The sequence below is a fragment of the Streptomyces musisoli genome (assembly GCF_016741855.1).
Lineage (GTDB): Bacteria > Actinomycetota > Actinomycetes > Streptomycetales > Streptomycetaceae > Streptomyces > Streptomyces musisoli.
In genome coordinates this window covers 330,868-356,576 of the sequence record NZ_JAERRH010000004.1, presented here as the reverse complement: position 1 = coordinate 356,576, position 25,709 = coordinate 330,868, and the positions used below count along the sequence as shown (strand labels likewise).

Annotated in this window: 22 protein-coding genes and 1 pseudogene; 7 read left to right on the top strand and 16 right to left on the bottom strand. The window is 73.2% G+C overall.

The genetic code is table 11. The features are described 5' to 3' along the window. The first annotated feature begins 8 nt into the window (after positions 1-8). From JK361_RS14230 to JK361_RS14220, 3 genes and pseudogenes are all read left to right on the top strand, one after another. Positions 9-509, top strand: a complete 501-nt coding sequence (locus JK361_RS14230) for a carboxymuconolactone decarboxylase family protein (protein ID WP_201817022.1) — start codon at positions 9-11, stop codon at positions 507-509. Next, positions 506-631 (top strand): annotated as a pseudogene (locus tag JK361_RS14225) (carboxymuconolactone decarboxylase family protein); the annotation flags it as partial. The gene JK361_RS14230 and the pseudogene JK361_RS14225, both read left to right, overlap by 4 nt. A gap of 20 nt (positions 632-651) precedes the next feature. Further along, the gene (locus JK361_RS14220) at positions 652-1,374 is read left to right on the top strand and encodes an isocitrate lyase/PEP mutase family protein (protein ID WP_201817021.1); all 723 of its coding nucleotides are present in this window, start codon (positions 652-654) and stop codon (positions 1,372-1,374) included. Positions 1,375-1,380: 6 nt separating this feature from the next. Here JK361_RS14220 and JK361_RS14215 read toward each other — a convergent pair whose 3' ends face one another. From JK361_RS14215 to JK361_RS14195, 5 genes are read right to left on the bottom strand one after another with little or no spacing between them, the layout of a single operon-like run. Next, positions 1,381-2,340 (bottom strand): ABC transporter substrate-binding protein, encoded by a 960-nt coding sequence (locus JK361_RS14215; RefSeq protein WP_201817020.1) that lies wholly within the window; start codon positions 2,338-2,340, stop codon positions 1,381-1,383. A gap of 1 nt (position 2,341) precedes the next feature. After that, positions 2,342-4,288, bottom strand: a complete 1,947-nt coding sequence (locus JK361_RS14210) for an ABC transporter permease (RefSeq protein WP_201817019.1) — start codon at positions 4,286-4,288, stop codon at positions 2,342-2,344. Next, complete coding sequence (locus tag JK361_RS14205; RefSeq protein WP_201817015.1) at positions 4,288-5,631, bottom strand: quaternary amine ABC transporter ATP-binding protein; 1,344 nt, start codon at positions 5,629-5,631, stop codon at positions 4,288-4,290. Before JK361_RS14205 ends, JK361_RS14210 begins: the two co-directional genes overlap by 1 nt. Continuing rightward, the gene (locus JK361_RS14200; protein WP_201817012.1) at positions 5,628-7,160 is read right to left on the bottom strand and encodes a GMC family oxidoreductase; all 1,533 of its coding nucleotides are present in this window, start codon (positions 7,158-7,160) and stop codon (positions 5,628-5,630) included. The genes JK361_RS14205 and JK361_RS14200 overlap by 4 nt, the downstream gene beginning before the upstream one ends. A 39-nt stretch (positions 7,161-7,199) precedes the next feature. Further along, on the bottom strand, positions 7,200-8,720 hold the full coding sequence (locus tag JK361_RS14195; protein ID WP_201817010.1) for an aldehyde dehydrogenase family protein: 1,521 nt from the start codon (positions 8,718-8,720) through the stop codon (positions 7,200-7,202). 191 nt (positions 8,721-8,911) lie between these two features. Between JK361_RS14195 and JK361_RS14190 the strand changes: the two genes are divergently transcribed. Further along, complete coding sequence (locus JK361_RS14190; RefSeq protein WP_201817008.1) at positions 8,912-9,667, top strand: LolA-like protein; 756 nt, start codon at positions 8,912-8,914, stop codon at positions 9,665-9,667. 102 nt (positions 9,668-9,769) lie between these two features. Here the strand turns inward: JK361_RS14190 and JK361_RS14185 are convergent, their stop codons facing one another. Continuing rightward, positions 9,770-10,717: a LysR family transcriptional regulator gene (locus JK361_RS14185; protein WP_201817007.1), complete on the bottom strand. Its 948-nt coding sequence runs from the start codon at positions 10,715-10,717 to the stop codon at positions 9,770-9,772. Positions 10,718-10,817: 100 nt separating this feature from the next. Between JK361_RS14185 and JK361_RS14180 the strand changes: the two genes are divergently transcribed. Next, on the top strand, positions 10,818-12,218 hold the full coding sequence (locus tag JK361_RS14180) for an MFS transporter (RefSeq protein ID WP_201817006.1): 1,401 nt from the start codon (positions 10,818-10,820) through the stop codon (positions 12,216-12,218). Positions 12,219-12,486: 268 nt separating this feature from the next. On the opposite strand, the gene JK361_RS14175 is transcribed toward JK361_RS14180, so the two are convergent. The 6 genes from JK361_RS14175 to JK361_RS14150 all read right to left on the bottom strand — a co-directional run bounded on the left by JK361_RS14175 (position 12,487) and on the right by JK361_RS14150 (position 18,755). Continuing rightward, positions 12,487-13,476 (bottom strand): malate dehydrogenase, encoded by a 990-nt coding sequence (locus JK361_RS14175; protein WP_201817005.1) that lies wholly within the window; start codon positions 13,474-13,476, stop codon positions 12,487-12,489. A 381-nt stretch (positions 13,477-13,857) separates the two neighbouring features. Further along, positions 13,858-15,216, bottom strand: a complete 1,359-nt coding sequence (locus JK361_RS14170; protein ID WP_201817004.1) for a helix-turn-helix domain-containing protein — start codon at positions 15,214-15,216, stop codon at positions 13,858-13,860. A 138-nt stretch (positions 15,217-15,354) separates the two neighbouring features. Continuing rightward, positions 15,355-16,020 carry a response regulator gene (locus tag JK361_RS14165; RefSeq protein WP_201817003.1) on the bottom strand — a complete coding sequence of 222 codons (666 nt, stop codon included), beginning with the start codon at positions 16,018-16,020 and terminating at the stop codon, positions 15,355-15,357. Positions 16,021-16,053: 33 nt separating this feature from the next. Continuing rightward, entirely contained in the window at positions 16,054-17,223 is a 1,170-nt protein-coding gene (locus JK361_RS14160; RefSeq protein WP_201817001.1) for a sensor histidine kinase, read from the bottom strand. Positions 17,224-17,437: 214 nt separating this feature from the next. Then, on the bottom strand, positions 17,438-17,911 hold the full coding sequence (locus JK361_RS14155; RefSeq protein WP_201817000.1) for a DUF3017 domain-containing protein: 474 nt from the start codon (positions 17,909-17,911) through the stop codon (positions 17,438-17,440). Next, positions 17,901-18,755, bottom strand: coding sequence for a bifunctional methylenetetrahydrofolate dehydrogenase/methenyltetrahydrofolate cyclohydrolase (locus JK361_RS14150; protein ID WP_201816999.1), 855 nt, complete (start codon positions 18,753-18,755; stop codon positions 17,901-17,903). Before JK361_RS14150 ends, JK361_RS14155 begins: the two co-directional genes overlap by 11 nt. 241 nt (positions 18,756-18,996) lie before the next feature. On the opposite strand from JK361_RS14150, the gene JK361_RS14145 reads away from it, so the two are divergent. Beyond that, positions 18,997-19,617 carry a hypothetical protein gene (locus tag JK361_RS14145; RefSeq protein ID WP_201816997.1) on the top strand — a complete coding sequence of 207 codons (621 nt, stop codon included), beginning with the start codon at positions 18,997-18,999 and terminating at the stop codon, positions 19,615-19,617. A gap of 109 nt (positions 19,618-19,726) precedes the next feature. Here the strand turns inward: JK361_RS14145 and JK361_RS14140 are convergent, their stop codons facing one another. The 4 genes from JK361_RS14140 to purN form a co-directional block, all read right to left on the bottom strand. Further along, complete coding sequence (locus tag JK361_RS14140; protein ID WP_201816995.1) at positions 19,727-20,371, bottom strand: response regulator transcription factor; 645 nt, start codon at positions 20,369-20,371, stop codon at positions 19,727-19,729. Then, positions 20,335-21,657 (bottom strand): sensor histidine kinase, encoded by a 1,323-nt coding sequence (locus JK361_RS14135; protein WP_201816993.1) that lies wholly within the window; start codon positions 21,655-21,657, stop codon positions 20,335-20,337. The genes JK361_RS14140 and JK361_RS14135 overlap by 37 nt, the downstream gene beginning before the upstream one ends. Before the next feature lie 378 nt (positions 21,658-22,035). Beyond that, the gene (gene purH, locus JK361_RS14130) at positions 22,036-23,622 is read right to left on the bottom strand and encodes a bifunctional phosphoribosylaminoimidazolecarboxamide formyltransferase/IMP cyclohydrolase (RefSeq protein WP_201816991.1); all 1,587 of its coding nucleotides are present in this window, start codon (positions 23,620-23,622) and stop codon (positions 22,036-22,038) included. Continuing rightward, positions 23,619-24,257 (bottom strand): phosphoribosylglycinamide formyltransferase, encoded by a 639-nt coding sequence (gene purN, locus JK361_RS14125; protein ID WP_201816989.1) that lies wholly within the window; start codon positions 24,255-24,257, stop codon positions 23,619-23,621. The genes purH and purN overlap by 4 nt, the downstream gene beginning before the upstream one ends. 353 nt (positions 24,258-24,610) lie before the next feature. Between purN and JK361_RS14120 the strand changes: the two genes are divergently transcribed. Beyond that, entirely contained in the window at positions 24,611-25,708 is a 1,098-nt protein-coding gene (locus tag JK361_RS14120) for a hypothetical protein (protein ID WP_372448713.1), read from the top strand. Position 25,709: the final 1 nt, after the last annotated feature.

Sequence of the window (25,709 nt, the reverse complement as noted above, 5' to 3'; positions counted from 1 at the left end):
TCGAGGACATGAGCACTGCACAGGAAACCGTCGAGTACGCCCCCGAAGAGGCCCCGCGGCTGCGCTGGGCCGAGCACGCCCCCGAGGTCTACAAGGCGATGATCCGCCTGGACACCGCCGCCAGGCGGGGCCTGGACCCGAAGCTGTACGAGCTGGTGAAGATCCGCGCCTCGCAGGTCAACCACTGCGCGTTCTGTCTCGACATGCACACCAAGGACGCCCTCGCCGCCGGGGAGAGCGTCGAGCGGATCGTCCAGCTCAGCGCGTGGCAGGAGTCGCGGCACTTCTACACGGCCAAGGAACTGGCGGCGATCGAGCTGACCGAGGCGGTCACGGTCCTCACCGACGGGTTCGTGCCGGACGAGGTGTACGAAAGGGCGGCCAAGCACTTCGAGGAGGCCGAACTCGCCCAGCTGATCGCCGCGATCACGGTGATCAACGCCTGGAACCGGTTCGGCGTGACCACCCGCATGACCCCGGGCCACTACCAGCCGGGACAGCACCGGTGAGCCGTACCCAGGTGCTGGACCCGAAGGTGCACCAGGCGCCGGCCGCGGTCGGCGCGGCGGCGAAGAAGGGGCTCGGCGATCCGGTCCTCGCGGAGCTGGTGATGATCCGCGCCTCGCAGATCCCGCCGGGAGGTCGCAGGCCATGAGCAAGGTGGACGAGTTCCGCGCCCTGCACCGGGGGCGCTCCCCGTCAGACCCGCTGGTCCTGCCCGGACCGTGGGACGCGGCCGCGGCGCGGGTCCTCGAGTCGGCCGGGTTCCCGGCGCTGGCCACGCCGAGCGCCGGCGTGGCCGCCTCGCTCGGGTACGAGGACGGGGCCACCCCGGCCGGCGAGATGTTCGCGGCGGTCGCCCGGATCGCGCGGGCGGTGGACGTGCCGGTGTCGGCGGACGTCGAGGCCGGCTACGGGCTCGCGCCGAAGGAGCTGGTGGAACGGCTGCTGGAGGCGGGGGCGGTCGGCTGCAACCTGGAGGACTCCGACGGGGGCGTCCTCAAGGACCCGCACGAGCACGCCGACTTCCTCGCCGGGGTGCGGGCCGCGGCCGCCGACGCGCTGTTCGTCAACGCCCGTGTCGACGTCTTCGTCCACGGCGACGGCGACCCCGAACGGGTCATCGAACGGGCCGCGCTGTACCGCGCGGCGGGTGCCGACTGCGTGTATCCGATCCTGGCCCCGCCGGCGGTGGTGCCGCTGCTGCGGTCCGGGATCGAGGGCCCGCTGAACCTGCTGGCCCGGCTGGACGGGGACGGCCCCTCGCCCGCCGCGCTCGGCGAACTCGGGGCCACCCGGGTCACGTTCGGGCCGGGGCTCCAGCGGCGGGCCGCGGCCGCGCTACGGGAGATCGCGGCCGGCCTGCTGCCGTGAGGCCGCTCAGGACAGCCACTTCTTCCACACCTCGGGGTGGCTGTCCGCCCACTTCTCCGCTGCCTTCTGCGGGCTGAGCTTCTGCTCGGCGATCATCAGGGAGACCTCGTTCTGGTCCTCCGTCGTCCACCTGAACTTCTTCAGGAAGCCCGCGGCCCTGCCGCCGGAGCGCGCGAAGTCGGCGTTGAGGTACTTCTGGAGCGGGGTGTGCGGGTAGGCGCAGGCGACCTTCGCCGCGTCGGCGTCGCAGCCCCCCTTGTACGGCGGCAGCTTCACCTCCGTCATCGGCACCTTCTCGAACAGCCACTGGGGCGAGTACCAGTACGTCAGGAAGGGCTTCTTCTCCTTGGCGAACTGTTTCATCTGGGTGATCTGCGCGGCCTCGGAACCGGCGAAGACGACCTGGTAGTCCAGCTTCAGGTTCTTCACCAGGGCCTTGTCGTTGGTGACGTAGGACGGGGAGCCGTCCATCAGCTGGCCCTTGCCGCCGCTCTCCGCGGTGCGGAAGAGCGAGGCGTACTTGTTCAGGTTCTTCCAGTCGGTGATGTCGGGGTGCTGCTTCGCGAGGTACGTCGGCACGAACCAGCCGATGTGACCGGTGACCCCGAGGTCGCCGGCGCGCGCGATCGTCTTCTTGTCGTCGACGTACCGCTTCTCCTGGTCGGGGTGGCCCCAGTCCTCCAGGAGGGCGTCGACCCGGCCCTGGCTGAGCGCGTCCCAGGCGGGCACCTCGTCGACCTGGACGGTGTCGACGCGGTAGCCGAGCTTCTTCTCCAGGATGTACTGGGCGACGGCCACGTTGGACTGCGCGCCCACCCAGGACTGCACGGACAGCGTGACCGTCCTCGCGCCCCGGGCGTTCGCGAAGGGGCTGGCCTGCTTGGTCATGTCGGCGGCGCCGCAGCCGGTCAGCAGCGCGAGCGCGGCGGCTCCGGCGGCCACCGTCAGGGTCGTACGGAATCGCATGTCACGCTCCCTTCTTCGGGCGCCGTCCGGTCGGCTGGGTCACCCGGTCGAGCATCAGGCCCAGGCAGACGATGGCCGCGCCGGCCACCAGGCCGGTCGCCAGGTCGCCCTGGGCGAGGCCGAAGGCGACGTCGTAGCCGAGGGCGCCGCCGCCGACCAGGCCGCCGATGATGACGACGGCGAGGACCAGGACCACGCCCTGGTTGACGGCGAGCAGCAGCGCGCGCCGGGCGAGCGGGAGCTGTACCTGCCACAGCTGCTGCCGTCCGGTCGCGCCGAGCGAGCGCGCGGACTCCAGCGCCGCCTGGTCGACCTGGCGCAGGCCCTGCGCGGTGATCCGGACGACGGCCGGCAGGGCGTAGACGACGGCCGCGGCGACGGCGGGGGCGCGGCCGACGCCGAAGAGGGCGACGACCGGGATCAGGTACACGAACTGCGGCATGGTCTGGAAGACGTCCAGTACGGGGCGCAGCGCGCGTTCGACCCGGTCGCTGCGGGCCGCGGCGATGCCGGTCGCGAGGCCGAGGACGAGGGTGACGGCGACGGCGGCCAGCACCTGGGAGAGGGTGTCCAGCGACGGCTCCCACACGCCGAGCACACCGATCGCGGCCATGGCGAGGACGGCGGTCAGTGCGGTCCGCCAGGTGCCGATCAGCCAGGCCAGGGCGGCGACGACCAGCAGGACCGACCACCAGGGCAGCCACTGGAGGCCGTCGCGGACGGGGTCCAGGACCCAGGTGGTGAAGTGGCCCGCCCAGTCGGCCGTGCCGCCGACGACCGGGACACCGGAGTAGAGGTGGCCGGTCATCCAGTCGACGGCGCGGTTGACCGGTTCGGCGATGGGCAGCGTCCAGCCGGCGGGCCACTCGAGCGCGCCGAGGAGACGGGTGGCCAGGGCGGCGGCCACGGTGACGGCCAGGGCGTAGGGCCAGCCGATGGTGCGGGGGCGGTCGGCCGCCGCGGTGCCGTTTCCGGCGGCGGCGGTGACGCGGTCCAGGACCACCGCGAGCAGCACGATCGGGATGCCGGCGGCGAGGGCCGCGCCGACGTCGACCGAGGCGAGGGCCTGGTAGACCCGGTCGCCGAGGCCGCCGGCGCCGATGACCGCGGCGATGACGGCCATGGACAGCGCCATCATGATCGTCTGGTTGAGGCCGAGGAGGAGTTCCTTGCGGGCCAGGGGGATACGGGCGGTCAGCAGCCGCTGGCGGCGGGTGGCGCCGAGCGACTCCACGGCCTCCAGGACTTCGGGGTCGGCGCCGCGCAGGCCGAGCGCGGTGAGGCGGGCCATCGGCGGGGCGGCGTAGACGACGGTGGCGAGGACGGCCGCGGGGACGCCGATGCCGAAGACCAGGACGACGGGGAGGAGGTAGGCGAAGGCCGGGAGCACCTGCATGGTGTCCAGGACCGGGCGCAGGGCGCGGTCGAGCCGGTCGGAGAGCCCGGCGGCGAGGCCGAGGAGCGCGCCGACGATCACGGAGGCGAGGACCGCCACGACCATCAGCGCGAGGGTCTGCATGGTCGGGACCCACATGCCGAGGGCGCCGCAGGCGAGGAAGGCGACGGCCGTGCCGGCGGCCGGCCGGACACCGGCGAACCGCCAGGTGAGCAGGGCGCCGAACGCCGTGACGCCTGCCCAGCCCGCGGCGAGGAGGGTGAGGTAGACGGCGCGGACGGCCAGGACGACGGCGTTGCTGACGTAGCCGAAGAAGTACAGGAACAGGGGGTGGCTGTCCCGGTTGTCGATGACCCAGTCGCTGGCCGTGGTGAGGGGCTTGTCGAGGCTCACGGTCAGGGCGTGCGGCCAGGCGGCGCCGGGCCAGCGGGTGGCGGCCCAGGGAGCGAGGACCGCGGCGACGAGGGCGAGCAGGAGGAGTTTGCCCGCGGCCCGGCTCCTCAGCAGGCGGGGTTCGGCGGTTTTGGCGGTCGGGAGACTGAGCGTTGCCATCAGACGGCCTCCGGACTGGTGCGGGGGCCCTCCGGGCTGGTGCGGGGGCCCTCCGGGCTGGTGCGCGGGGCCGGTGGGGCCGCCTGCCGGCGCCTGCCGCGTGCCGCCTTCTCCAGGACACGGTCCGCCTTCTCAGGGGCGGGGTCCGCCTTCTCAGGGGCGGGTGCCGTCTTCTCCGGGGCGGGTGCCGTCTCGGTGGCGCTGCCGCCCGCGGTCGCGTCGGCGGTCGCGGTCACGTCGTGGGCGTCCGTGCCGGCGGCCGCTTCCGCGGGGGCGGTGTCCGCGTCCACGCCGGCGACGACGCCGAGCAGCTGTCCGTGGTCGACGACGCCGAGACAGCGGCCCTCGTCCATCACGCGGGCCGGTTCCCCGGCCCGGGCCACCGCCTTGATGGCCTCCGCCACCGTGGCCTCCGGGCGGACCGCCGGGCCGGTTCCCGTGTCGTCCGACGACACCGGGCGCATGGCCGTACGGCAGGTCATCACCTGTTCGCGCGGAACGTCGCGGACGAACTCGCGGACGTAGTCGTCGGCCGGGGAGCCGACGATCTCCTCGGGGGTGCCCAGCTGGACCACGCGGCCGTCGCGCATCAGGGCGATGCGGTCGCCGAGCTTCAGGGCCTCGCTCAGGTCGTGGGTGATGAAGACCATCGTGCGGCCCTCTTCGCGGTGCAGGCGGGTCACCTCGTCCTGCATGTCGCGGCGGATGAGGGGGTCGAGCGCGCTGAACGGTTCGTCGAAGAGGAGGACCTCGGGGTCGACGGCCAGGGCCCGGGCCAGGCCGACGCGCTGGCGCTGGCCGCCGGAGAGCTGGCCGGGACGGCGCTTCTCCATGCCTTCCAGGCCGACCTTGGCGACGAACTCGGCGGCGCGCTCTCGGCGTTCGGACTTGCCGACGCCCTGGATCTCCAGGCCGTAGGCGACGTTGTCGAGGACCGTGCGGTGCGGGAGCAGGCCGAAGTGCTGGAAGACCATCGCGGCCCGGTGCCGGCGCAGTTCGCGCAGGCGGGACTTGTCCATCGCGCGGACGTCCTCGCCGTCGATGGAGATGGTGCCCGCGGTCGGCTCGATCAGCCGGGTCAGGCAGCGGACCAGGGTGGACTTGCCGGAGCCCGACAGGCCCATGACGACGAAGACCTCGCCCTTGCGGACGTCGAAGGAGACGTCCCGGACGGCGGCCGTGCAGCCGGTGCGGGCGCGCAGTTCGGCGGGGTCGAGGGCGCTGAGCGCGGGGTCGGCGGGGACGCGCTCGGGCTTGGGTCCGAAGACCTTCCACAGGCCGGACACCGAGAAGACGGACTCGGTCGTGGTGGGGGGCTTGCGGGTGGGGACGGTGAGAGTCATCGAAGATCGCCTCCGATCAGGTCGACGGCCTTCTCCCCGACCATGAGCACCCCGATCATCGGGTTCACGGCGGTCATCGTCGGGAAGACGGACGCGTCGGCGATGCGAATGCCGTGCAGACCGCGGATGCGCAGCTCCGGGTCCACGACGGCCAGTTCGTCGTCGGCGGCGCCCATCTTGCAGGTGCCGGCCGGGTGGTAGACGGTGTGCGCCACCTTGCGGGCGTACTCGCTCAGTTCGGCGTCGCCCTGGACCTCCGGGCCGGGGCACACCTCACGCTTGAGCCAGCCGGCCAGCGGCTCGCTCGCGGCGATCTCACGGGCGATCCGGATGCCGTCGACGAGGGTCCGGGCGTCGTAGTCGTCCTCGTCGGTGAAGTAGCGGAAGTCCAGGGCGGGCTTCACGGCCGGGTCGGCGCTGGTCAGGTAGAGGCGGCCGCGGCTCTTCGGCTTGGGGATGTTGGGGGTCATCGAGACGCCGTGCCGCGGGCGCTCGTAGCCGAGGCGCTCGGGATTGTCCGTGAACGGGATCTGGTAGAAGTGGAACATCAGGTCCGGGCCCGCGTGTTCGGGGTCGCGGCGCACGAACAGGCCCGCGTCGGAGTCCATCGCGGAGTTCTCCGGGATCGGGCCGTCGGTCTCCCAGACGATGACCGACTCCGGGTGGTCGAGCAGGTTCTCGCCGACGCCCGGCAGGTCGAGGACGACGGGGATGCCGAGCGCTTCGAGGTCCTCGCGGGGGCCGATGCCCGAGTGCAGCAGCAGGCGCGGGGAGTCGACGGCGCCCGCGCACAGCACGACCTCGTTGCGGGCCCGTACCAGCAGCTCCTCGCCGTCCTTGGTGCGCACGTGGACGCCCTCGGCGCGGGTGCCGTCCAGCTCCAGCTTGTGGGCCCAGGTCTCCAGGAAGAGGTGGAGGTTGGGGCGCTCGTCCATCACCGGGTGGAGGTAGGCCACGGAGGCGGAGGAGCGCTTGTTGTTCTCCGGGTGGTAGGCGAGGTCGAAGAAGCCGACGCCCTCGGTGAACGGTTTGCGGTTGAAGCCCTCGACCCGGGGTACCCCGAGTGCCGACCGGGCGGCGTCGACGAAGTCGCGGGCGATGGCGTTCCGGTCCTTCTCGTCGACGGAGACGATGTTGTTCTTCAGGCGGGCGAAGTAGGCCTCCATGGGGACGGCGCCCCAGCCCTTGGCGCCGGCGGCCTCCCATTCGTCCCAGTCGGAGGGCAGGGGCTTGAAGGAGATGAGGGTGTTGTGGGAGGAGCAGCCGCCGAGGACGCGGGCGCGGCTGTGCCGGATGTGGGAGTTGCCGCGGGGCTGTTCCACGGTGGGGTAGTCGTAGTCGAGTTCGCCGCCGAGCAGGCCCATCCAGCGGCGCAGGGTGAGGACGTCGTCGCGGTCGACGTCGCTCGGGCCGCCCTCGATGACGGCGACGGTGACGTCGGGGTCCTCGGTGAGGCGGGCGGCGATGACGGAGCCCGCGGTGCCACCGCCGATGACGACATAGTCGTAGACGTGGGGGGTGTGGGACATGAGGTACTACTCCAGGGGGTGTTTCCGGGCGGGGCGGGCTCAGCCGGCGAACCAGCGCACCGGCTTCGGCGCGAGGTTCTCGTAGACGTGCTTGGTCTCGCGGTACTCGGCGAGGCCGGCCGGGCCCAGCTCGCGGCCGGTGCCGCTCTTGCCGAAGCCGCCCCACTCCGCCTGCGGCAGGTAGGGGTGGAAGTCGTTGATCCACACGGTGCCGTGGCGCAGGCGGGCGGCGACCCTGCGGGCCTTGGCGGTGTCCGCGCTCCATACGGCGCCGGCGAGGCCGTACTCGGTGTCGTTGGCGAGGCGGACGGCCTCGTCCTCGGTGCGGAAGGTCTCGACGGTGAGGACCGGGCCGAAGACCTCCTCGCGGACGACCTTCATCTCGCGGTGGCAGGCGTCGAGGACGGTCGGCTCGTAGAACCAGCCGGACTCGGGGCGTTCCGGTGACGGCTGCGGCCGCTTGCCGCCGCAGCGCAGCACCCCGCCCTCGGCGAGCGCGGAGGCGACGTACGCCTCGACCTTGGCGCGCTGCTGTGCGGAGACGAGCGGGCCGCACTCGACGCCGTCCGCCGTGCCGCGGCCGAGCCTGATCTTCTGGGCGCGACGGGCGAGTTCGGCGACGAAGCGTTCACGGACCGGCTCCTCGACGATGAGCCGGGAGCCGGCCGAGCAGACCTGGCCGCTGTGGATGAAGGCCGCGTTCAGGGCCTGGTCCACGGCGGTGTCGAAGCCCTCCTCGGTGGCGCAGGCGTCGGCGAAGACGACGTTGGGGTTCTTGCCGCCGAGCTCGAGGGCGACCTTCTTGACGGTGGGCGCGGCGGCCTGGGCGACCTTGGTGCCGCTGGCCAGGCCGCCGGTGAAGGAGACCAGGTCGACGTCGGGGTGCTCGGCGAGCCGGGCGCCGACGGTGTGGCCGGGGCCGGTGACGATGTTGGCGACGCCGGCGGGCAGGCCGGCCTCCGCCAGCAGGCCGATCAGCGCGATGGTCGTCATCGGGGTGATCTCGCTGGGCTTGACGACGAAGGTGTTGCCGGCGGCGAGCGCCGGGGCGATCTTCCAGCTGGCCTGGAGGAGCGGGTAGTTCCAGGGGGTGATCAGCGCGCAGACGCCGACCGGTTCGTGGACGACGACGCTGTGGATGTCCGGCGAGCCCGCGTCGACTACCCGGCCGGGGGCCTCGGCGGCGACCAGGTCGGCGAAGTAGCGGAAGGCGTCGGCGACGCAGTCGATGTCGACGCGGCCCTCCTCGGCGGTCTTGCCCGCGTCCCGGCTCTCCAGCAGGCCGAGTTCCTCGCGGTCGCGGACCAGGAGGTCGGCGACGCGGCGCAGCAGCGCGGCGCGCTCGGTGACCGGGGTGTGCGGCCAGGGGCCCTGGTCGAAGGCGTGCCGGGCGGCGGCCACCGCGCGCTCGGCGTCCTTCTCGTCACCCTCTGCGACCACGGCGAAGGGGCGGGCGTCCGCGGGGTCGAGGATCTCCCGGGTCTCGCCGGAGATCGCTTCCAGCCACTCGCCGCCCGCATGGATGGTCGCCTGGGCGTGTCGTTCGGTTCTGTCCGCCATGATCGGTGTTGCCTTCCGTTCCTGTTCCGCGCCCCTGTGTCACACGCAGGTCACGCTCGGGGACCGCGGACGCCTGCCCCCGGCCCGTGCGTCGCATGCGCAATCGGTGGCCGAAAGTGCGCCGCGTCACTGAAAATGCGGTCGAAAACGGTCAAAAGTACGCTGATGTGGGGGTGTCCGGAGGTGGCGCGATGACCGGGAGAGCGCGAATCCGCTCCGCGGCAGGCTTCGCCGCGGTCGTGCTGGCCGCTCTCGTCCCGCCGGCCGCCGGTCACGCCGACGACGGGCCGAGCGCCCGTGACCTCGTCGACGAGGCCCGGGACAACTTCGTCGGGGCCCGTTCCGTGCACCTGGAGCTCACCGACCACCGCCGGAGCACCGACCGGACGGCCCGGGAGTCCGTGACGCTGACCATGGACCGGGCCGGCAACTGCGTCGGCGAACTGGTGCTGAAGGCGGGCGGCGGCAGCGTCGAGATCGTCAAGCGGGGCGACCAGATGTGGATGAAGCCTGACCGCGCGTACTGGAAGGCGCAGCTGCCCGGCGCCCAGGGGGAAGCGGCCGCCCGGCTCTTGGAGGACCGCTACGTCCACGGCACCACGGACGACTCCGCCCTCGAAGGCCTGGCGCGCGTCTGCGACCTCGCCGCCCTCCAGAAGGAGGTCGCGGCCAAGTCCTCCTCCGGCACCCCCGTGACCAAGGGGAAGGAGACCGAGACCGAGGACACGAGGGTGATCCCGGTGAGCACCACGAAGGACGGCAGGCAGAAGGTGCTGTACATCACCTCGGCCGAGCCGCACCGGCTGGTCAGGGAGACCGAGCGGGGCAGGGGCACCGACCGGAGCGTGGACCTCACGGGCTACGACGAGCCGGTCCCGTCCGCGACGCCGTCCGCGAAGGAGTCCGTGGACGTCTCCAGACTCGAACAGATGCTGGAGTCCCGGTGACGCGGGGCCTGGTCCGGGGAGTGGCCGGCCTGGACCCGGTTCGCCGGTGACGCGGGGCCTGCTTCGCCGGTGACGCGGGACCCGGTCCGGCAAGCGGCCGGCCTATTCCCGGTTCGCCGGTGACGCTGGCGCCGGGCCGGGCCCCGGGCCCATGCGCATCAGCTCCCGGACGCAGTCGCGCAGCCACGCGTGGGCCGGGTCGGCGTCGTGGCGCGGATGCCAGGCGAATCCCACGCTCACCGCGGGAAGGCGGAGCGGGATCTCGAAGGTGACCAGTCCGAGGGCGTCGGCCAGCGGGCGGCCCCACTGGCTGATCAGCCCGATCAGGCCCGTCTCGCGCAGCACGAACAGCGAGGCCGGGTAGGTGCCGACACTGCCCACCACCCGTCGCTCCAGGCCCAGTTCGGCGAGGGCGTCGTCGACCGGACCGCGCTGTCTGCCGCGCCGGGAGACGATGAGGTGCCCTGCCGACCCGGCGAACCGCTCGGGCGTCAACTCGCCCTGCAACAGAGGGTGTCCGTCCCGGACGACGCCCAGCATGCGGTCCTCGTACACCGCCTCCGTGTGCACCTCGGGCGCCACCGAGTCGATCACCCCGACCTCCAGGTCGGCGGTGCCCTGACGCAGGAACGGGGCGTCCACGTGGCTCTCGCTCAGAAAGCGCAGGCGGATGCCGGGCGCCTCGCGGGCGGCACGGGCGAAGAGGGGCGGGCCGTGGGTGGCGGCCATCGCGTCGTGACCGAGGATCGTGAAGGTGCGGGTCACGGTGCGCAGGTCGGCGTCCCGGCCCGGCGCGAACAGCGCCCGGGCGCGCTCCACCACGGCGCTCACCTCGGCGCGCACCGCCAGCGCGTGCGGCGTCGGCACCATCCGCCGGCCGGCGCGGACCAGCACCGGGTCGCCGAGCGCCTTGCGGATCCGGCCGAGCGTGCGGCTCATCGCGGGCTCGGACAGGTGCAGGCGGCGGGCGGCACCCCGCACGCTCTGCTCCTCCAGCAGGACGTCCAGCGCGACCAGCAGATTCAGGTCCAGGCCCGTGGATTGCGTCATGTGCAGGTATTCCTTGCAAAGGTTGCACTGGAAGGCAGGTCGGTGCCGAGCCTACGGTGGACGCGTATCCCACACCACCCACCAGCTCCCGGGAGGAGCCGTGCCCGCGCACGCCCTGAAACGCCCCACCCTGCTCGCGCTGTGCGCCTGCGTCCTGGTCGCCCAGAGCATGGTCGCCGCCGTCAACCTGCTGATACCGCAGCTGAGTTCGTCCGGACTGCACCCCTCGCACACCGAGATCCTGTGGACGGTCGACGCCTACGTCATCGTCTTCGCGGGTCTGCTGATCCCGGCCGGCGCGCTCGGCGACCGCTACGGCCGCAAGGGCGCCCTGCTCACCGGCCTGGCCCTGTTCGCCGCGGGCGCCGCGACCAGCGCCCTCGCCCAGGACCCGGCGCTGCTGATCGCGGGCCGGGGCCTGTCCGGCGCCGGTGCCGCGCTGATCACCCCGGCGACGATGTCGATCCTGGTGCAGCTGGCCGGCCCCGAGCGCCGCGCCCAGGCGATGGCGTCCTGGACGCTGGCCATGGGCCTGGGCGGGCTGGCCGGCAACCTGGGCGGCGGCCTGGCCGGTCAGTTCCTGTCCTGGCGGGCGCTGTTCGCCGCGATGGTGCCGCTGGCGGCCGTCCTCGCCGTCGCCGTGGCGGTGACCACCCCGCGCACGGCCCGCTCCGCGCCGGCCCGCCCGGACCCGGTCGGCACCCTGCTGCTGACCGCCGGCCTGGTCGCGGTGCTGTTCGGCATCATCGAGGGCCCCGACCACGGCTGGACCTCGGTCCGCATCCTGACCGCGTTCGGCACGGGCGTCCTGCTGGTGGCGGCGTTCACCGGCCACGCCCTGCGCTCCCGCGCCCCGCTGTTCGACCCGCGCGTCTTCCGCTCCGGCGGGCTGCGCGCGACCACGCTGGGCCTGGCGACCGGCTTCTTCGGCCTGTTCGCGCTGTTCTTCGTCAACTCCCAGTACCTCCAGGAGGTCAAGGGGTTCGAGCCGGCGGTGACCGGGGTCGCGATCGTGCCGCTGATCGTCGGCATGGCCCTGGTCCCGAAGTTCGCGGCCCGCTGGTCGGCGCGTCCGCGTCCGGTCGTCGGCACGGGGCTCGCGCTGATCGGCCTGGGTCTGCTGGCCGCGTCCACGGCGGACGCGCACACGCCCTACGCGCTGTACGCCTGCTGGCTGCTGGTCATCTCGGCGGGCACCGGCCTGGCCATGCCGGCGCTCACCCTGGGCGTCGTCCTCTCCCTCCCCACCCACCAGGCGGGCCTCGGCTCCGGCCTCGGCACCTCGGCCCGCGAGACCGGCGCGGCCCTCGGCGTCGCCGTCGCCGGCACCGCCCTGGCCGGCCACGCCGACTTCGCCCACGGCATGGGGCCGGCGCTGCGGGTCGTGGGGGTGACGGTGCTGGTGGCGACGGCCGTGGTCGTGACGGGCTACCGGGACTCCGGCCGCACCGCCCGAGCGGCATCACCGGCTCCGGTAACGGTCGAGGAACCCGTGGCCTGAAGGCGCCGACGGCTCCCGGCCGGAAGCGGTGCGGCGACGGTAGCGGAAGCCGTGGCCCGAACTCGGCGAAACGACGAGGTCCCCTCCCGCGGATCGCGGGAGGGGACCTCGTATGCGGAGCGCCGGGCAGGCCTTGCACCTGCATCTCCCCGCAGGAAGCGGGGCGTCTTTCCTTGGACCACCAACGCATCACCTGGTGCCGGGGCTTCCCGGCGGCCGGTGCGTGATCAACTATAGCGCACCGGCGCCGGGGTCACACCACGTCAGCTCAGAGGAGGCCGAGGCCGCGAACCGCCTCGCGCTCCTCCGCCAGCTCCGCGACGGACGCGTCGATGCGGGCGCGGGAGAACTCGTTGATGTCCAGGCCCTGGACGATCTCGTACTTGCCGTCCTTGGTGGTGACCGGGAAGGAGGAGATCAGGCCCTCCGGGACACCGTAGGAGCCGTCCGACGGGATGCCCATGGAGGTCCAGTCGCCCTCGGCGGTGCCGTTGACCCAGGTGTACACGTGGTCGATGGCGGCGTTGGCGGCGGAGGCGGCGGAGGACGCGCCACGGGCCTCGATGATCGCGGCACCGCGCTTGGCGACGGTCGGGATGAAGTCCTCGGCCAGCCACTTCTCGTCGTTCACGACCTCGGCGGCGTTCTTGCCGGCGACGGTGGCGTGGAAGATGTCCGGGTACTGCGTGGCGGAGTGGTTGCCCCAGATGGTCAGGCGCTTGATGTCGGCGACCGTGGAGCCCGTCTTCTTCGCCAGCTGGGTCAGCGCGCGGTTGTGGTCCAGGCGGGTCATCGCGGTGAAGCGCTCGGCCGGCACGTCCGGGGCGGCGGCCTGGGCGATCAGCGCGTTGGTGTTCGCCGGGTTGCCGACGACGAGGACCTTGATGTCGTCCGCGGCGTGGTCGTTGATGGCCTTGCCCTGCGGCTTGAAGATGCCGCCGTTGGCCTCCAGCAGGTCACCGCGCTCCATGCCCTTGGTGCGCGGACGGGCGCCCACCAGCAGGGCTACGTTGGCGCCGTCGAAGGCGACGTTCGGGTCGTCCGTGATCTCGATGCCCTGGAGCAGCGGGAAGGCGCAGTCGTCCAGCTCCATGGCCGTGCCCTCGGCGGCCTTCAGGGCCGGGGTGATCTCCAGGAGGCGCAGCTTGACCGGCACGTCCGCGCCGAGCAGCTGGCCGGAGGCGATGCGGAAGAGCAGGGCGTAACCGATCTGGCCGGCCGCGCCGGTGACGGTGACGTTCACGGGAGTGCGGGTCATGGCGTTCTCCGTATGACAGCTGGCGGTGGGGCGTCCCTGCCCCGGGCGGATGATCGATCTCTTGGTATCAAGAGAGATCCAGCGGTCAGGCTATCGCGCATCCGCGATGCGAGACGTCCAGGGCCGTGTGGCTCAGCCCACAAGTGGATCAGCGGGACGTATCGGCAGGCGGAACGAGGCGGCGGCCGCCCGTCGTCCGGGAGAGGAGGGGACGGAGACGGCCGCCGATGGGGGGACCGGTGTACCGGACTCCCGTGGGGGTACGGTTCGCGTGCCCAGGATCCGGCCCGCCATGCGCGCGTCCCGGAAATTCCCTCTTCCTGCTCTCCGCGCTCCCCTCCCCCGCGCTGTCTCCCTCTTACCGCCGCCCCTTTCGGTCCGTCATTCGGTGCAGCCGGTCTGGCCGGAGGCGAGCGTGGCGCAGGCCCTGGCCTGCGCCGGGCCCCGTACGGCGACCATCGGGGTGTACCCGATCGTGTCACCGGCGGCGGTGATGTCACCCGTCTGCCGCTGCTTGCCCGCGGTGACCCGCACGGTGTCGCCGGGTGCGCCGCCGGTGATCCGGCCCCAGGCGGCGCCGCAGGCCTTGCTGTAGCGGACTTCCAGGGTGGTGGTGCCGACGGTGGCGGTCTTGGCGGTGGTCACCAGGTCGCCGCTGCACCCCATGGCCTCGGCGTCCTTGCCGGCGCAGGCGGAGCCGGTGCACTTGACCCCGGGCGGCGGGCTCGTCCGGGTGCGGACCGACGGGGAGGGTGAGGTGGCCGCGCCCTTGGTGCCGTGGCCGTCGCCGTTGCGGTGGGTGACGAAGAAGACGCCGGCGATCAGGGCGAGCACGCCGAACAGGCCCGCGAAGAACATCGTCACCTGCTGGCGGCGCGGGGACCAGCGGGCCGTCGGCGTCGGGCGCGGGGCCGCGGGTTGCCCGCCGTGGGGGTCCGTGGGTCCGGAGGTGCCAGGAGTGCCGGCGCTGCCCGGAGCGCCGGGGTAACCCGGGCTGCCGGGAGTGCCGGAAGGGGAGGGCGGGGCGGCGGGGCCGGACGGGGCGGCGGCCGACCCGGCGGGGGTGGCGGGCCCGGCGGGGGTGGCGGGTCCGGTGGGGGTGGCGGCGGGACCGTTCGGGCCGGCGGCCGGGGGCCGGGTGCCCGGGCGGGCACTCGCCTGCGACGGGCCGCGGTAACCGGCCAGCCCCCAGGAGTTCTTGACGGGCAGGGAAGCCTCGGTGTCCCCGGGGCCGCGCGCGGCGCCGTCATCGGCGGCACCGTCCCGGCGGGCGTCCTCGGGAGGCTCCGGCTGGGCGGGGATCGTCGGCGAGACCCCTGCGGGGCCGGCGATCCCCGGCACCGCGGCGGCCCCGCCACCACGCCGGGAGGTCGTCTTCGTGTCCTTCTCCGGCGCGGCCTCGACCTCGCCGAGCGCGGCCCGCGCCTGCGAGATGCGCAGCGCGTCCATGGTGCTGTCGTGCCGCATCTCCGCCCTGCTCCAGGAGCGTTCGGCCAGCTCCCACAGGGTGGTCAGATGGCCGGGATGGGTGCCGGTGGCCTCCGCGAGCGCGATGACCGCGCCCTTCGGCGCGAGGAGTCCGCCGCCCAGATACCGCTCCCAGGACGTCCTGCTGTAGCCCGTCTGGTCGGCCAGTGCCGCGATGTTCAGACCGCTGCGGTCCACGAGTTGCCGCAGCCGGCCGGTGAACTCCCTGATCTGCGGGTCCAGATCCTCCGGCAAGGCTTTCCAACGAGGCATGGGTTTCCCCCTCTTCCCCCGGTCGTGCTGTCGATCTCGCGCATGGCCCCCGGGCCGCCCACAGGGATGCGCTGACCAAGGATCCCAGTTCCCGGGGCGGGGTGCACACGCGCGGTGCCGCGTGGGGGTGCCGGAACGTCAGCCGCCGGGGGTCACCAGTCCCGTCTCGTACGCCAGCACCACCGCCTGCGCCCGGCTGCCCAGGTCGAGCTTGGTCATCGTGCGGTTGAGGTGGGTCTTGACGGTGGCCTCGCTGATGTAGAGGCGGTCGGCGATCTCCGGGTTGGACAGGCCCCGGGCGGTGAGCTTGAGCACCTCCACCTCGCGGGTGGTGAGCACGTCGAGATCGGGCGGGGCCTCGCTGCCGGCGGGCGCCTGCTGCCGGGCGAAGGCCTCCACCAGGCGCCGGGTGACACTGGGCGCGAAGAGCGCGTCGCCGCCGTCGACCGCGGTGACCGCGGCGAGCAGCCGCTCGGGCCCGGAGTCCTTCAGCAGGAACCCGGAGGCACCGGCCCGCAGCGCCCCGTACACGTACTCGTCGAGGTCGAAGGTGGTCAGCACCAGGACCCGGGGCGGGCGGTCGGCGGCCTGGGCGAGGATCCGTTCGGTGGCCTCGATGCCGTTGACGCCGGGCATCCGGATGTCCATGAGGACGACGTCGGGGCGGGTCTCGGCGGCGAGCCGCACGGCCTGCTCACCGTCCCCCGCCTCGCCCACCACCTCGAAGCCGGGCGCGGCCTCCAGCAGGCCGACGAGTCCGGCGCGGATGAGGAACTGGTCGTCCACGACGAGCACTCTGGTCATCCCGTACGGTCGTCCCCTCGCCGTGCGCCTCAGTCACCGCTCCGCCCGCGGCGTGTCCCCGCGGCTGCGTTCGGCGGCCGAGGTCGGCAGGGTCAGCCGGACCTCGTAGCCGCCCTCGGAGCGTGGGCCGACTGTGATCGTCCCGCCGTAGAGCTTGGCCCGCTCCCGCATGCCAATCAAGCCGTGTCCCCCGCCTGTCGGCACTCTGGCCGGATCCGCCCCCTCCCCATCGTCGGTGACGCGCACGGTCAGTTCGTGGGCGCCGTAGCGCAGTTCCACGCGCGCGCGTGCGGGTCCGGCGTGTTTGAGGGCGTTGGTGAGGGCCTCCTGGACGACGCGGTAGGCGCACAGTTCGACGCCGGGCGGCAGCGGGCGGGTGGTGCCCTCGACGGCCAGTTCCACCGGCAGACCGCCGGCCCGGACCCGGTCGAGGAGTTCGCCGAGCCTGGCCAGGGTGGGCATGGGCGCCCGCTCGGGGGCGTCCGGGTCCGCCTCGCGCAGCACCTGGAGCATGCGGCGCAGCTCCTCCAGCGCCTCGCCGCTGGTGTCCGCGATGGTGCCGAGCGCGCCGCGCGCCTTGCCGGGGTCGGAGTCGAAGACGAACCGGGCGAGGCCGGCCTGCACGGAGACGACCGACATGTGGTGGGCGACGACGTCGTGCAGCTCCCGGGCGATCCGGCCGCGTTCCTCGGCGACCGCACGCCGGGCCCGTTCGGCCTGTTCGGCGCGGAGCCGGCGGGTGAGTTCGGCGGAGCGGCGGGCCAGGTGCCCGAACCAGACCAGCACCGAGCAGTACAGCAGCGCCTGGCCGCACACGGACGCCATCGAGGGGCTGTGGCTGACCACCCCGGCGTACACCCACAACGCGGCCAGGCAGCCGGCGCAGACCAGGGCGGCGCGCAGCGAGCGGACGGAGGCCACGGTGTACAGGGCGAGCATGACGCCGAAGGTGCACACCACCGGCCAGTAGCCGAGGGTGACGTAGGCGACCGCCGCGGCCTCGGCGACGGCGAAGACGGCGAGGGGGTGACGGCCGCGCAGGGCGACCGGGAGGTGGGAGAGGGCGACGAGGACGTAGGCGCGGGCGTCGAGTTCCGGCCATCCCTGCGACCGTGACTCCCGTCCGAGCAGGACGGCCACCACGACCATGGCCGTCGCGATCAGCGTGTCCACGACGAGCGGGCGGGGGGTCCTCGGTCGCATCGCCGCAGGGTAACCCGCACGGCCGCGTCCCGGAGTCAACCGGACGCGGTACCGCGGAAGTTGCAGGAACCGGCCGGCTACCGCCGCGGGTGGCGCGGCGGCTCGGCCCGGGGGCGGACGCGGTGCGCGGCGGGCCGTCGTAGCGTCGGGGAGGGGATACGGCGATGGCCCGCGTCCTCGGGGGAGGCGCGGGCCATCTGCCGTAGCGCGTGCGCTACTTGGCGAGCGTGAAGTGCAGGATGTCCTTGAGGAACGGCAGCTTCAGCAGCGGGTCGGGCTGGATCATCAGCGCCAGCAGGACGATCGCCAGGCCGAGGACGCCGAAGGTGGAGATGTCCGTGAAGCGGGAGCGCACGGCGAGCATGCCGACGTCCGGCAGCAGCCAGCGCAGCACCGCGCCGCCCAGCAGCGCGACGCCGATGAGCAGGGTGCCGGGGCGGAACGCGTCCAGCGCGGTCACCAGCAGGCCGATCGCCACCAGGCCGGTGACGGCGAGCATCGGCCACTGCCGGGCGGGCGCCGGGGCGCCGCCGGCCGCGGCCCGGCCGCCGCCCTCGGGCCGTGCGGTGTCCTTGGTGAACAGCGGGAAGCGGCGGGTGGTGCGGCGCGGGCGCCCCTCGGCGTCAGGGGCGCTCACCGCGTCGCGAACGGTCGGTTCCGCGGACCCGCGGGCGTCTTCAGCCGACACTGCGCTCCGCCGCCTCGACCACGTTGACCAGCAGCTGCGCCCGGGTCATCGGGCCGACGCCGCCGGGGTTCGGGGAGATCCAGCCGGCCACCTCGGTCACGTCCGGGTGGACGTCGCCGACGATCTTGCCCTCGGCGTTGCGGGAGACGCCGACGTCGAGGACGGCGGCGCCCTGCTTGACGTCCTCGGCGCGGATCAGGTGCGGGAAGCCGGCCGCCGCGACGATGATGTCGGCCCGCTTCAGGTGGGCGGAGAGGTCACGGGTGCCGGTGTGGCACTGGGTGACGGTGGCGTTCTCGCTGCGCCGGGTGAGCAGCAGCGGCATCGGGCGGCCGATGGTGACACCGCGGCCGACGACGACGACCTCGGCGCCCTTGATCTCCACGCCGTGGGCCCGGAGCAGGCTGATGATGCCGTTGGGGGTGCAGGGCAGCGGGGCCGGCTCGTTCAGGACCAGGCGGCCGAGGTTCATCGGGTGCAGGCCGTCGGCGTCCTTGGCCGGGTCCATCAGCTCCAGGATGCGGTTCTCGTCGATGCCCTTGGGCAGCGGGAGCTGGACGATGTAGCCGGTGCAGGCCGGGTCCTCGTTCAGCTCGCGGACGACCGCCTCGATCTCCTCCTGCGTGGCCGTGGCCGGCAGCTCGCGCTGGATGGAGGCGATGCCCACCTGGGCGCAGTCGCGGTGCTTGCCGGCGACGTACTTCTGGCTGCCGGGGTCGTCCCCGACCAGGATCGTGCCGAGGCCGGGCGTGACGCCCTTCTCCTTCAGCGCCGCCACGCGGGCGGTCAGATCGGACTTGATCGCGGCTGCGGTGGCCTTGCCATCGAGAATCTGGGCGGTCATGGTCCCATCCTCGCGGATGACCCGGCCCCGGTTCCAATCCGGGTGTCACAGCATGATCAGTGATGTTGCACTTGCACAACACCTGGCGTATCCGGCTGGACAAGTAAGAGCCTGTTAAAGAACGATGAGTACACAGTGCCGCGGGCAGTGCCGGGGGGACGGACCGCATCTGTAGAACTCTCCTCCGAACCGTGCCGCGTGTCGTCCCCGCACTTGAGCAACGCAACGGAGGAAGACCGCCATGAGCTTTGGCGACCCGAACAACCCCTACGGCCCGCCGCCCCAGCAGCCGCCCGCCGCCCAGTACGGCTACCCGCAGACCCCTCCCGGCGTCCCGCCGCAGGTCCCGGGCTACCCGCAGCAGGTCGCGTACCCGGGTTACCCGGCCGGCAACGCGCTGCCGCAGACGATGCCGGGCCTGGTGACCACCGCGCGGGTCCTGCTCTACATCGTGGCGGGCGCCCAGGTCCTCATCGGCATCTTCGCCCTGCTCGGCGCCGCGACGCTCAACGACGCGTCCAACGCGAGCGAGGACACCTTCGGCGACAACGCCTTCTCCGACATCGGGCACGACGGCGCCGGCATCATCTTCGTCATCGCGCTGCTCTTCCTCGGCCTCGCCGCACTGTCGATCACGCTCGGCGTGAAGTTCTCCCGCGGTGGCCAGGGCATCCGCGTCACCACCATGGTCTACGGCATCCTGGGCGCCGTCTTCGGCGTCCTGATCCTCATCAGCGCGGCCGACGCCGGCTCCAGCGCGGCTCTGGTGTGGGCCCTGATGTGGATCGGCTTCGGCGGTGTGATGGCGGCGGCGATGATCGCCCCGTCCGGCTCCGCCTGGTTCAACCGGCCGCGGTACTGACCGCCGGGGACGGACGTCCGACCGGGCTGTGCCCCTTCCGGGGAGGGGGCGCAGCCCTTTCGCGTGCCCGGACCGCGGCCGGCGGTGGTGCTCCCCGGCGCCCGGCCCCTCACTGGTCCAGGTAGGCGAGCACGGCCAGCACCCGGCGGTTGTCGGTGTCCGCCTGGAGGAGCCCGAGCTTGGTGAAGATGTTGCCGATGTGCTTGGCGACGGCCTTCTCGGTGACGAACAGGGCTTGGGCGATGCCCGCGTTGGAGCGGCCCTGGGCGACGAGTTCGAGGACTTCGCGTTCCCGTTCGGAAAGGCTGCCCACGGACGCGTCGCGCGCCCTGCGCGCCAGCAGCCGGGAGACGACCTCGGGGTCCATGGCGGTGCCGCCGGCCGCCACCCGCCGGATGGAGTCCAGGAACTGGGCGCCGTTGGTGACGCGGTCCTTGAGCAGGTAGCCGACGCCCCGGCCGCCGCTGGTGAGCAACTCCCGGGCGTAGAGGGGTTCGACGTACTGGGAGAGCAGTAGCACCGGCAGGCCGGGGTCGTGTTTGCGGGCGGCGAGGACGGCGCGCAGGCCCTCGTCGGTGAAGTCCGGCGGGAGCCGGACGTCGACGACCGCGATGTCCGGCCGTTCCCGGCCGAGCGCCTCGAGCAGATCGGTGCCGTTGTCCACGGCGGCCACCACGTCGTGGCCGTGGGCCCCGAGCAGCCGGATCAGCCCGTCCCTCAGGAGGAAGTGGTCTTCGGCGAGGACAATACGCACGGGATCTCCATCGTCACCTTCGTCGGCCCGCCCGTCGGACTGCTCACGGCCAGCACACCGTCGAAGGTGGCGAGCCGGCGCTGGATGCCCCGCAGGCCGGTGCCGCGGGAGGCGTCGGCGCCGCCGTGACCGTCGTCGGTGACGGTGATGTGGAGCATCCCGGGATCGTAACGGAGGTCGATCCGGGCCCGGTCGGCACCCGAATGCTTCGCGGCATTGGTGAGGATCTCCGAGACGGCGAAGTATGCGGCGGACTCGACGGGCATCGCGGGGCGGCCCGGCAGGTCGGCCCGGACGTCGGTGCGCACCGGGCAGGTCAGGGCCAACGCCCGCACGGCGTCGGCGAGTCCGCGGTCGGCGAGGACCGGCGGATGGATGCCGCGGACCAGGTTGCGCAGTTCCTCCAGCGCCGCCGAGGACGACTGCCGGGCCTCGATCAGCAGGGCGCGCACGGCCTCGGGGTCGGTCTCCAGCAGGTGCTCGGCCGCATCCAGGGTCATGCCCATGGCCACCAGGCGGGCCTGGGCGCCGTCGTGCAGATCACGCTCGATCCGGCGGATCTCCGCCATCTGCGTGTCCACCGCGTCGGACCGGGTGGCGGCCAGGTGCCGGATCCGTCCGGCCATCAGCTCGCTCTCGCTCGGCGCCAGCATCGCCCGGGTGTACAGGGCGTGCCGGCGGACCACACGGGGGGCCGCCCACAGGGCCAGTGGCAGCTGGAGCAGCCCCAGGACGCCGGCGAGCGCCGCCGTGGCCCAGCCCTCGATGGGGATGAACTGGTACCACAGTCCGTCCCATTCGGCGGACAGCGGAACGCCGTAGAAGGCGAGGAAGACGCCCCAGAGGCCGCTGAGGAGCAGCGCGAACGGGAGGAAGGCCAGGATTCCGCCGACGACCGGGTCGGTGAGCACCCAGACGTACTCCCGCCGGGTCCCCGGGTCGCTCATGATCCAGCGGTAGCGGGCGGCGACACCGAAGCCGTGGCCGGGTGCGGGCGGCAGCGGTCCGGGCGGGCCCGGTATCTCCACCCCCGCCCAGCGCCGGGCGAGTTCGCGCTGCCGGGCGGCCAGGCCGCGCACCCCTTCCATGGCCCGCGGCACCATGCCGAGGCCGGGGCCGATCAGGCTGATCGCGCCGGACACGGCGAGCGAACGGCCGAAGGCCGCCACCGACAGCCGGCCCAGCGTCGACAACCGCCGCATGCCCGTCAGTCCGGCGGACACCGAGAATCCTCTGATCGCGTCCGGCGGGCGGAATCCGCCGGGCTGCGTCGTGCGGTCGTCCATGCGACTCGCTCCCCCTTGTTCGGCCGTGCTCCGCCGTGCGCGGTGCCGGCTCCGTCCCTGTGCGTGGGCCGAAGGGCCCGCCGCTCATTGTGGTGGCGGAGGGGCGGGGAAGTCGGTGGTGATAACTCCCCTCTGTGCCGGGGCCGTTCCGGAAGGAGGGAGTCCGCAAACGCGAGGGGCAGTCCGGAAACGCGGGGCGTGGTCCGCGAACACGGCGGTCCCGCCCGTCGCAGGACGGGCGGGACCGGAACGCGCGGTGCGGCGAACGCTCGGCGCGCGTGGCGCTCGGCGTAACCGCTCGGCACGGGTGGTGCTCAGCGCGGTGAGGCTCTGCGCGGGTGCCGCACGGTGCGGGTGCCGCACGGTGCGGGTGGCGGATCAGTGGAAGAAGTGGCGCGTGCCGGTGAAGTACATCGTCACGCCCGCCTTCTTGGCGGCCTCCACGACCAGCTCGTCCCGGATCGAACCGCCCGGCTGGACGATCGCCCGGACGCCGGCGCCGATGAGGATCTCCGGGCCGTCGGGGAAGGGGAAGAAGGCGTCGGAGGCCGCGTAGGAGCCCCGGGCCCGCTCCTCGCCGGCCCGCTCGACGGCCAGCTTGCAGGAGTCGACGCGGTTGACCTGGCCCATGCCGACACCGACCGAGGCGCCGTCCTTGGCGAGCAGGATCGCGTTGGACTTCACCGCACGGCACGCCTTCCAGGCGAAGGCCAGCTCCGCCAGCTCCTCGGCGGACAGCGCCTCGCCGCTGGCCAGCGTCCAGTTGGCCGGGTCGTCGCCCTCGGCCTGGAGCCGGTCGGTGACCTGGAGCAGCGCGCCGCCGTCGATCGGCTTGACCTCGACCGGGTGGGCCGGGCCGTCGGGGCAGCGCAGCACGCGGATGTTCTTCTTCTTGGCGAGGGCCTCCAGCGCGCCCTCCTCGTAGTCCGGCGCCACGATGACCTCGGTGAAGATCTCCGCGACCTGCTCGGCCATCTCCTTGCTGACCGGCCGGTTCACGGCGATCACACCACCGAACGCGGACAGCGGGTCGCAGGCGTGCGCCTTGCGGTGCGCCTCGGCGACGTCCGCGCCGACCGCGATGCCGCAGGGGTTGGCGTGCTTGATGATCGCGACGCAGGGCTCGGCGTGGTCGTACGCGGCACGGCGCGCGGCGTCCGTGTCCGTGTAGTTGTTGTACGACATCTCCTTGCCGTGCAGCTGCTCGGCCGCCGCGAGCCCGCCCTCGCCGGAGGTGTAGAGGGCGGCGGGCTGGTGCGGGTTCTCGCCGTAGCGCAGGGTGTGCGCGCGCTCCAGGGTGGTGCCGATGAACTCGGGGAACGTGCCCGCGGCGGAGCCGCTGTCGGACGCGGTGTCGGCGGGGGCGTACGAGGAGGCGAACCAGGAGGCGACCGCGATGTCGTACTCCGCGGTGTGCCGGAAGGCCTCGGCGGCCAGGCGCTTGCGGGCGGCGAGGTCGAAGCCGCCGTCCTTGACCGCGGCGAGGACGTCGGCGTACCGGCCCGGGCTGGTGACCACGGCCACCGACGGGTGGTTCTTGGCGGCGGCACGGACCATCGAGGGGCCGCCGATGTCGATCTGCTCCACGCACTCGTCGGGCGTGGCGCCGGAGGCGACGGTCTCCCGGAACGGGTAGAGGTTGACGACGACCAGGTCGAACGGCTCCACGCCCAGCTCGGCGAGCTGCTCGCGGTGACTGTCGAGGCGCAGGTCGGCGAGGATGCCCGCGTGCACCCTCGGGTGCAGGGTCTTGACCCGGCCGTCCAGGCACTCGGGGAAGCCGGTCACCTCCTCGACCTTGGTCACGGGGACACCGGCGGCCGCGATCCGGCCGGCCGTGGACCCGGTGGAGACCAGCTCCACCCCGGCCTCGTGCAGCCCGCGGGCCAGCTCCTCCAGGCCGGTCTTGTCGTACACGCTGACCAGCGCGCGACGGATGGCCCGCTTGTTGCTCTCGGCGGTCACTGGATAACTACCTTTCGTCCCTCGATGCGATAGCCGTTGCGGGCGAGCCGCCCCACGACCTCGACGAGCAGCCTTCGCTCGACTTCCTTGATGCGCTCGTGCAGCGCGCTCTCGTCGTCCTCGTCCCGGACCTCGACCGCGCCCTGAGCGATGATCGGCCCGGTGTCGACGCCGTCGTCGACGAAGTGGACGGTGCAGCCGGTGACCCTGGCGCCGTACGCGAGCGCGTCACGGACGCCGTGGGCGCCGGGAAAACTGGGGAGCAGGGCGGGATGGGTGTTGACGAAGCGTCCGCCGAAGCGGGCCAGGAACTCCTTGCCCACGATCTTCATGAAGCCCGCGGAGACCACGAGGTCGGGCTCGTACGCGGCCACGGCCCCGGTGAGGGCGGCGTCCCAGTCCTCGCGGGAGCCGTGGTCCTTCACCTTGCACACGAAAGTGGGGATCCCGGCGCGCTCGGCGCGGGCCAGCCCCTCGATACCGGTGCGGTCGGCGCCGACGGCCACGACCCGGGCCCCGTACGCCTCGACGCCGAGGGCGTCGATCTCGTCCAGCAGCGCCTGCAGATTGGTTCCGGAGCCGGAGACCAGCACGACGAGGCGCTTGGCTGCCGGGCCGGCGGAGGTGGCGGCCACGATGGGGCCCTTTCTCGGGTTGCGATCCGTGTACGGCCGGTTTGTACAGTCGTACGAATGCTTCGCGTCCTCGTATACGGGGAAGTCTACGAAGCGGCCGACCGGCAGCAACGATACCGGCACTCCTCATGGGCCCCTCGGTACGGGTGGCCGGCCGGAAGGTAGCGTTCGCAAGGAATCACGAAAGAGCAACCTCGGGAACGCGGTCGTCGTGCGGTGCGTTCACGGGGTGGAAGCTCACGTCGGACTGCCGTAGTCACCTAGGGGAAGACGCTCTTTTGATGCCCGATCGCAGCCTGCGACTCCTCACGTTCCCGCCGCGCCCGGCCCAGGGAGGCGACGGTGGCGCCGCACTGCTGCGGGAACGTCCGGCCTCGCCCCCGGCACCGACGCCCCACGGCGGACCCGGCTCCGGCCAGGGCGGCACCGGGAACGACGGCTCGGGCCGGGACGGCTCGGGGTGGGACGGTTCGGGACAGGGCGGCTCCGGGCGGGACGGCTCCGGGCAAGGCGGTTCGGGGCAGGGCGGCTCCGGGCAAGGCGGCTTCGGGCAAGGCGGCTTCGGGCAGGGCGGTTCGGGACAGGGCGGCTCCGGGCGGGACGGTGGGCCGCAGGACGACAATCCGTTCGCGCCGCCGCCGGAGGGCGCGCCGGACCAGCCGTGGCAGCCCCGTCATCCCGGTGGCGCGCCGGGTCCTGGACCCGGTCACGCTCCGGGCTGGGGCGCTCCGGGCCAGGGACAGCCGGGCTACGGCCCGGGACAGCCGGGCTACGGCCCCGGGCAGGGGCAGCCAGGCTACGGCCCCGGGCAAGGACAGGGGCAGGGGCAGGGGCAGGGGCAGCCGGGGCAAGGTCCGGCCTACGGCCCCGGTGCGGGGCACGGTCAGGGTCCCGGCGGTGGTCAGGGACCCGAGGGCGGTGCGCCCTGGGGCGGCCAGTGGAGCGACCGGCAGCCGGGCCGCTCCCCCGGCGGCTTCGGCGAGCGGCCGGGCGGCCCGCAGGGACCCGGCGGACCGGCCGGCCCCGGCATGCGCTGGGACCCGATGGACCCGGTCCAGCGCCGCGCGCGGTACGCCCTGCTCTCCGGCATGTGGGCGGTCTTCTTCGCCCTGTTCAGCTGGCCGTACGTGGCCCTGCTGCTGGGTTCCCTCGCCCTGTACTGGGGCAGCAGCGCGCTGCGCGCCAAGCCTCGCCGACCGTCCCCGGACGCACCGGCGGCGCCGGCGGCCCCCGCGGCCCCGGTCGGCAAGCCGCAGCGGACGGCGGCCATCAGCGGCCTGGTCACGGCCTCCCTTGCGCTGGTCCTGGTGGCCTCGACCTTCACCGTCCAGCTGGTCTACCGCGACTACTACACCTGCGTCGGCGACGCCCTCACCCACGAGGCGAAGCAGTCCTGCGAAACCCTGCTGCCGCATCAACTGCGGGGCGTCCTGGGATCGCAGAACGACTGAG

Bases quoted from the DNA above. Each gene is read 5' to 3' on its own strand.
- JK361_RS14215 (WP_201817020.1), bottom strand. From the start codon at position 2,340: ATGCGATTCCGTACGACCCTGACGGTGGCCGCCGGAGCCGCCGCGCTC.
- JK361_RS14165 (WP_201817003.1), bottom strand. From the start codon at position 16,020: ATGACCAGAGTGCTCGTCGTGGACGACCAGTTCCTCATCCGCGCCGGA.
- JK361_RS14185 (WP_201817007.1), bottom strand. From the start codon at position 10,717: ATGACGCAATCCACGGGCCTGGACCTGAATCTGCTGGTCGCGCTGGAC.
- JK361_RS14220 (WP_201817021.1), top strand. From the start codon at position 652: ATGAGCAAGGTGGACGAGTTCCGCGCCCTGCACCGGGGGCGCTCCCCG.
- JK361_RS14170 (WP_201817004.1), bottom strand. From the start codon at position 15,216: ATGCCTCGTTGGAAAGCCTTGCCGGAGGATCTGGACCCGCAGATCAGG.
- JK361_RS14195 (WP_201817010.1), bottom strand. From the start codon at position 8,720: ATGGCGGACAGAACCGAACGACACGCCCAGGCGACCATCCATGCGGGC.
- JK361_RS14190 (WP_201817008.1), top strand. From the start codon at position 8,912: ATGACCGGGAGAGCGCGAATCCGCTCCGCGGCAGGCTTCGCCGCGGTC.
- JK361_RS14210 (WP_201817019.1), bottom strand. From the start codon at position 4,288: ATGGCAACGCTCAGTCTCCCGACCGCCAAAACCGCCGAACCCCGCCTG.
- JK361_RS14135 (WP_201816993.1), bottom strand. From the start codon at position 21,657: ATGGACGACCGCACGACGCAGCCCGGCGGATTCCGCCCGCCGGACGCG.
- JK361_RS14150 (WP_201816999.1), bottom strand. From the start codon at position 18,755: ATGACCGCCCAGATTCTCGATGGCAAGGCCACCGCAGCCGCGATCAAG.
- JK361_RS14205 (WP_201817015.1), bottom strand. From the start codon at position 5,631: ATGACTCTCACCGTCCCCACCCGCAAGCCCCCCACCACGACCGAGTCC.
- JK361_RS14175 (WP_201817005.1), bottom strand. From the start codon at position 13,476: ATGACCCGCACTCCCGTGAACGTCACCGTCACCGGCGCGGCCGGCCAG.
- JK361_RS14230 (WP_201817022.1), top strand. From the start codon at position 9: ATGAGCACTGCACAGGAAACCGTCGAGTACGCCCCCGAAGAGGCCCCG.
- JK361_RS14200 (WP_201817012.1), bottom strand. From the start codon at position 7,160: ATGTCCCACACCCCCCACGTCTACGACTATGTCGTCATCGGCGGTGGC.
- JK361_RS14145 (WP_201816997.1), top strand. From the start codon at position 18,997: ATGAGCTTTGGCGACCCGAACAACCCCTACGGCCCGCCGCCCCAGCAG.
- JK361_RS14160 (WP_201817001.1), bottom strand. From the start codon at position 17,223: ATGCGACCGAGGACCCCCCGCCCGCTCGTCGTGGACACGCTGATCGCG.